The organism is Sphingobium sp. (assembly GCF_048594625.1).
In the GTDB taxonomy this organism is placed as follows: Bacteria; Pseudomonadota; Alphaproteobacteria; order Sphingomonadales; family Sphingomonadaceae; genus Sphingobium.
The window spans coordinates 21,402-27,745 of record NZ_JBMDWL010000143.1; the positions used below are offsets into that span (position 1 = coordinate 21,402).

A 6,344-nucleotide genomic window follows, 5' to 3' on the forward strand; every position below is an offset into this window, starting at 1 on the left:
GTTGGAAAACGGGGATTTGTTGGCCGATCTGGGGGAAAGATCGGGCGACATTGCATTGCAGTGCAGCGAAACGGCTGGCTATCTGAGCGAATTGAACAGGCGCATTCAGGGCGATTCGGCGCATCTGGCCGATTTGCAGGCGAATATGGACACACTGGCTGCCAGTCAGGGCGAAAGCGTGGCCGCCGCGCAGGAATTGAGCCTGACCGCGCGCCGGGCGGGGCGGATCATTGCCGAAGGGCATGATGTGATCGGCCTGTCGCTGGGCGAGGTGGCGGGGCTGGTCGACCATGTCACCGGGCTGGAAAGCCATTTGCGTCAGTTCCTGACCGTGATCGAGGCGGTGGGCGACATCAGCGAGGAATTGAGCGGCATAGCGCGGCAGACGCGCCTGCTGGGCGTCAACGCCGCGATCGAGGCCGCGCGGGGCGGCGCCGCGACGCAGGGCTTTGCGGTGGTGGCCGACGAGATCCGGCGGCTGGCGGGGCAGGCGGGGGAGTCATCGGCGACGGTGGGCGACAAGCTGAGCCAGCTGGACCGCGATGCGCGCAGGCTGATCGGCGGGGTGGAGGCCAATATCGTGCGCGGGCGGGAAGTCGGCACGCATATCGACCGGCTGCGCATGAGCATGGCGGAAATCGCGTCGCTGGTGACGCAATTTGGCGAGCGGTCGGACACGATCGTCGCCTGTACCGATGCGGCCGATGGCGATGTCGGCGCGCTGCGCCATGGGCTGGCGACGTTCAGCCGGTCCGCCAGCGACAGCGCGCGGCGGGTGGACATGGCCCGCGACCAGCTGGAAGGGCTGGAGGGCATGGCCAATGCGATGCTGAACCGGGCAGCGCATGGGCCGCAAAAGACGCGCAACAGCCGCTATATCGCGATGGCCGAGGATGGCGCGGACGAAGTGAGCGGCCTCATCGAACGGGGATTGCGGGACGGGCAGATCAGCCTGTCGCAGCTGTTCGATACCGATTACCGGCCGGTTCCGGGATCGGCGCCGGTGCAATATCTGAATGGCTTTACCCCGTTTGCCGACAGCGTGCTGCGCCCCGTGCTGGACCGGCATACGGGGGCGGATGGATCGATCATCGGATGCTGTCTGCTGGACATGAACGGGTATCTGCCCACGCATATCAGCGCGCGGTGCCAGACGCAGAAGGTCGGCGACATCGACTGGAACATGGAGCATGCCCGCAACCGGCAGATTTTCATGGACAGCCAAACCCGGCGGGCATTGGAGGAGGAGGGCGACTTCTTCCTCTATACCTATCGGCAGGATCTGGGCGAGGGGCGTTACCGGGCGCTGCGCAGCGTGTTCGTGCCGTTGGTCTTTGCCGGGCGGCGATGGGGGCTGTACGAACTGGGTTACCTGATCTGATCCCGATGGCCGCCGGTGCGATGGAGCATGGCGACCAGCACGAAGGAAATGATCATCAGCAGATACCAGCTGCCTAGCTTTCCGACGCCCACCATCTGCCAGCCATGGCGTTGATCGGGATAGGTCCAGGCATTGGCGAAGGTTGCGATATTTTCCGCAAACCAGATGAACAGCGCGACCAGGAAAAAGCCGAGCAGCAGCGGCATCCGGCGCGCCTGACGCCATGGCGTGAAGATGATCCGGCAGCGCCCGAACAGCAGGATCGCCGCGATGAACAGGGCGATGCGCATGTCGGGCAGCCAGTGGTGCGCGAAGAAATTCACATAGATGGCGACGGCCAGCAGTACGGTCGTCCATGCGGGCGGATAATGGGTGAAGCGAAAGTCGAAGATGCGCCAGATGCGCGCGATGTAGCTGCCCACCGCCGCATACATGAAGCCTGAAAAGAGCGGGACGGGGCCGATATGGAGCAGGCTGTTTTCGGGATAGGTCCATGACCCGGCCTGCGTCTTGAACAATTCCATCACCGTGCCGATCAGGTGAAAGGCGAAGATCACTTTTGCCTCCCCCCAGCTTTCCAGGCGAAAGGTTAGCATCGCGATCTGAATGCCAAGCGCCGCGATGGTCAGGAAATCATAGCGGTGCAGCGCCGCGCCCGGCGGGTAGAAAAGATGCGTCGCGAGCAACAGCGCCAGCATCAGCCCGCCGAACAGGCAGGCCCAGCCCTGTTTGAAGCCGAACAGCAGAAATTCGAAAGCCCATGCCTGCGGGCCGGGAGCGATGCGGATCGATTCCAGCCGGGAGCGGACGCGGGCGAAGCGCGTCGCGCCCGAAGCCTTGGTCATGACGATGCTTTAATGGCGTTGTCGATCGGACGGAAGGCCGGATCAGCGGCTGAGGGTGATGTCGCCATTGGCGGCATAGGTCGCGATGGCGGCGGCCTGCGCCGTCTGCGGGTCTTTGCCGTCGATGATCGCCGCGATCTGATGCGGGTTGGGTACGCGGTCGTAGCGGCCGTAAAGATCCGTCTGGCCCACCATGTGGATCGACAGCTTATATCCCTGCGCATCGGTGGCGGGGTCGAAGGCGAGCACGGTGCCGCTGTCGTCGACCGGCACGATGATCGCGCCGTCAGTGCGCCCGGCCTGTTGCAGCATGTCGTAGCTGCCCTCCGCCGTTTTCACGGTGCCGCGCACGCACAGCGCATCCCGGCCATCGCGAGGAATGCGGACGTCCTGTGGGACCAGCTTTTCGGACGGCTGGGCCGGGGTCAGCGTGGCATCGCCGGTGGGTGCGGCGGGGCAGGCGGCGAAACTGGCGGGGCGGGCGGCGTGCAGCGATGCGGGGTCATCGACCGACAGGCTGGCGAGCATGCCGTCCAGCCCCTTCAGCACTTCGCCGCGGCGTTCGGTCGGGCCGGTGACGCGCACCTTGACGATCCAGCGCCCGGCATGGACGAAGCCCGCCGCAGTCGTCAACGCGCCGTCGGCGGCATCGTCATAGACTGCGCGGATTGCGCTGTCCGCCCGGCCAGCGGCAGGGGCGCTGGCATAGGCGGTGCGGCGGGTTTTGGCGCCAAACCTTTCCATCACGGCCTTGTCCGTCATATAGGCGGCCAGCGATGCGTCGGCATAGGTCGGAAGATAGACGTAGAGGGTCGCCTGAATGGCGCCATCCTCCGAAAGATATTGCGCATAATTGTCCACGGCGCGGCCGCCGTTGGACGCTTCGCCGCTTTTGGCGAGCGAAAGGCCAGCGACGGTCTGGGGCATGGCGATGCCGGCGGCGGTGGCGCGAATGGCGGTGTCGGTCGGCGTCCAGGCTTCGGCATCGCTGCCCTGCGCGAACACGGGCGCCGCGACGCACAGCGCGGCGGCGGAAATCATGGCGGCAATGAGACTCTGAGCGCATTTCGGCATCGTCATCACTCTCCAGAACAGGCCGTCTTTGCGCGGTCTTGAACTATGACAGTGAGGCTACAGACTATACCGGGTGGCGCAAGGGCATAATGCCGGGTTCTGGCCCTTTTATTCAGGCGACAGGCGGGATTTGTGCCGCATGATGGGGCAATTGCGGGTCGTGATACGCCCATGTCGGCGCGGCGCCGGTCCAGATCACCGCCTGAGGCCCGATCAGCGAGGGATCGTCCAGCGCGCCTGCACGGATGAAGGTGAGGTGCGGGCGCGATTCGGCCATGCTGAACAGGGGTGTGCCGCAGGTCGGGCAGAAGCCGCGCTTCATGGCGTTGCCGCTGTCGGCCACGCTGTCATGCCAGCGGACTTCGCCCGTTGTCCTGACCTGATCGCTGGGGAAGCAGACATTCACCGTGCCCGATCCGCCGCCCAGATATTGGCACAGGCGGCACCAGCACATGCGCGCGGCGAGCGGCTCCGCCGAGATCGCGATGCGGACCGCGCCGCAGAGGCATCCTGCATGGTGGGTGTCGGCGTGGGGCATGGATGGTTCCTGTGCATAAGCGGAAGCGGATGGCCCACCCCGCTGCGACTAAGGCCCGTTTTGCGGACCTGAGTGTCGCTGCCCGTCCCGCAAGCGGGGGGGCGGGGAAGATTGTCAGCGTCCCTGTCGCCGGGCCATGAAGGCTAGGCGTTCGAACATCATCACGTCCTGCTCATTCTTGAGCAAAGCGCCGTGGAGGGGCGGGATCGCCTTGGCAGGGTCGCTGTTCTGGAGGATGTCGAGCGGCATATCCTCGTTCAGCAGCAGTTTGAGCCAATCGAGCAGTTCCGATGTGCTGGGTTTTTTCTTGAGACCCGGCACGTCGCGGATTTCGTAGAATATGTCCATCGCCCGGTTGACCAGAACCCGCTGAATGCCGGGGAAATGAACATCGACGATCGCCTGCATCGTGTCGCGATCCGGGAATTTGATATAGTGGAAGAAGCAGCGGCGCAGGAAGGCGTCGGGCAGTTCCTTTTCATTGTTGGAGGTGATGACCACCACCGGACGTTCCGCCGCCGCGATCGTTTCCCCCGTTTCATAGACATGGAAGGCCATGGCATCGAGTTCCTGCAACAGATCGTTGGGAAATTCGATGTCGGCCTTGTCGATCTCATCGATCAGCAGCACGGGCAGGCGGGGCGACGTAAATGCCTCCCACAGCTTGCCCTTGCGGATGTAATTGCCAATGTCGTGGACGCGTGGATCGCCCAGCTGACCGTCGCGCAGGCGGGCGACGGCGTCATATTCATACAGGCCCTGATGCGCCTTCGTCGTGGACTTGACGTTCCATTCGATGAGGGGCGCGTCCAGCGCCTTCGCGATTTCCTGCGCCAGCACGGTCTTGCCGGTGCCCGGTTCCCCCTTCACCAGCAGCGGGCGGCGCAGCAGCACGGCGGCGTTCACGGCGACCTTCAGATCGTCGGTGGCGACATAATCCTGTGTGCCTTCAAAACGCATCGGTCCATCCCGTATCGTTACTGATCGCAACAGGGGTAGGGCAAAGATGCGCGTGGGCGCAAATGCAAAAGAAAAGGGTCAGCCCGCCTTTGCGCGGACGTCGGCGCGCGCGGCGAGAAGATCCCACAGGCCGCGATGCTGGTTGAGAAGCTGGCGCGCGCCGAACTGAATAGCGCGATCGATGCCTTCGTCGCCGCCGATGGCGCGGGCGACGTCCAGCGTGGCGTTGCGTTCCGGCAGGGCGCAGGCATGGGGTTCAAGGCCCACGCGCAACGCCGCCTGATCCAGCACATGGCGCACGGCACGCCAGTCGAGCACCAGCGCCATCGCCGCGCCCATGGCGCAGCCGCGTCGGTCGGACTGGGCCAGCATGTCGAGCGCGTGCCGCTGTTGCCCCACGACGGTTTCGCAATCGGCCTGACCCGCGGTGCTGGGGGCGGGGCCAACCGCGACCGTAACCTGTGTCAGATAGGCGCGTTCGCGGGCAAAGGCGTCGCCCGCCTCGATCAGCCACTGGCGCGCGGCATTATCGGCCGAACGGGTGGCGGCGTGATCGATGACGCCGGGATGGCGACCATGGAGCATGCAGAGATAATAGGCGCCGTCGGCCAGATCCGACAGCGACAGCAGCGCGTCGCGCGATACGCCGGTGGCGGCGCGGTTGGCATAGGGATGGGCGGCCGTACCGTCGGCGGCGACCAGCGCTTCCAGGATGCGCGCTATATCGCCAAATTGGTATCGCGGTGCCGCTTCGCTCATGCTCTTGAAACCCCTGTGATGCCCCGCATGCGCAGGCTGTGGCCACAGACATAGTCGGCTGGAGTAAACGTCCGGTTTACGGAATCAGAAAGGGCGACCCTGAAAGCCGCCCTTTTCCGTCAAGGATGGTTAATATCTGTTTACCGATCCACATTAATTTTAAGATTTAACCGGTCGGGACCGAAAATCATCGATCCCGACGGGAATCACCCGAAGCTTACTGATCGAGGAAGGAGCGCATCTTGCGGCTGCGCGATGGGTGCTTGAGCTTGCGCAGCGCCTTCGCTTCGATCTGACGGATGCGTTCGCGGGTCACGCTGAACTGCTGGCCGACTTCCTCAAGGGTGTGGTCGGTGTTCATGCCGATGCCGAAACGCATCCGCAGCACACGTTCTTCGCGCGGGGTGAGCGAGGCGAGAACGCGGGTCACCGTTTCCTTCAGGTTCGCCTGAATGGCGGCGTCCACCGGGATGATCGCATTCTTGTCTTCGATGAAGTCGCCCAGATGCGAATCCTCCTCGTCGCCGATCGGCGTTTCGAGGGAGATCGGCTCCTTGGCGATCTTCATCACCTTGCGCACCTTTTCCAGCGGCATGGAAAGGCGTTCGGCCATTTCCTCAGGCGTCGGTTCGCGACCCTGTTCATGCAGGAACTGGCGGCTGGTGCGGACCAGCTTGTTGATCGTTTCGATCATGTGGACCGGGATGCGGATGGTCCGCGCCTGATCCGCGATCGAACGGGTGATCGCCTGCCTGATCCACCAGGTGGCATAGGTGCTGAACTTGTA

At 64.1% G+C, this 6,344-nt stretch carries 7 protein-coding genes; 1 reads left to right on the top strand and 6 read right to left on the bottom strand.

The window, feature by feature from the left end; genetic code table 11:
• Window positions 1–16: 16 nt before the first annotated feature.
• Window positions 17–1,381 (top strand): methyl-accepting chemotaxis protein, encoded by a 1,365-nt coding sequence (locus ACOJSJ_RS18250; RefSeq protein ID WP_420146384.1) that lies wholly within the window; start codon window positions 17–19, stop codon window positions 1,379–1,381.
• Here ACOJSJ_RS18250 and ACOJSJ_RS18255 read toward each other — a convergent pair.
• From ACOJSJ_RS18255 to ACOJSJ_RS18280, 6 genes are all read right to left on the bottom strand, one after another.
• Entirely contained in the window at window positions 1,369–2,226 is an 858-nt protein-coding gene (locus ACOJSJ_RS18255; RefSeq protein ID WP_420146375.1) for a DUF817 domain-containing protein, read from the bottom strand. The genes ACOJSJ_RS18250 and ACOJSJ_RS18255 overlap by 13 nt on opposite strands.
• A gap of 42 nt (window positions 2,227–2,268) precedes the next feature.
• Window positions 2,269–3,300 carry a hypothetical protein gene (locus ACOJSJ_RS18260; RefSeq protein WP_420146376.1) on the bottom strand — a complete coding sequence of 344 codons (1,032 nt, stop codon included), beginning with the start codon at window positions 3,298–3,300 and terminating at the stop codon, window positions 2,269–2,271.
• Between the two features lie 112 nt (window positions 3,301–3,412).
• Window positions 3,413–3,838: a GFA family protein gene (locus ACOJSJ_RS18265; RefSeq protein ID WP_420146377.1), complete on the bottom strand. Its 426-nt coding sequence runs from the start codon at window positions 3,836–3,838 to the stop codon at window positions 3,413–3,415.
• Between the two features lie 114 nt (window positions 3,839–3,952).
• Window positions 3,953–4,798, bottom strand: a complete 846-nt coding sequence (locus tag ACOJSJ_RS18270; protein ID WP_420146378.1) for an AAA family ATPase — start codon at window positions 4,796–4,798, stop codon at window positions 3,953–3,955.
• A gap of 78 nt (window positions 4,799–4,876) precedes the next feature.
• Window positions 4,877–5,557: a DUF6975 family protein gene (locus ACOJSJ_RS18275; protein WP_420146379.1), complete on the bottom strand. Its 681-nt coding sequence runs from the start codon at window positions 5,555–5,557 to the stop codon at window positions 4,877–4,879.
• Window positions 5,558–5,774: 217 nt separating this feature from the next.
• Window positions 5,775–6,344, bottom strand: a 570-nt coding sequence (locus tag ACOJSJ_RS18280) for a sigma-70 family RNA polymerase sigma factor (protein ID WP_420146380.1), incomplete at its 5' end; no start/stop codon positions are given.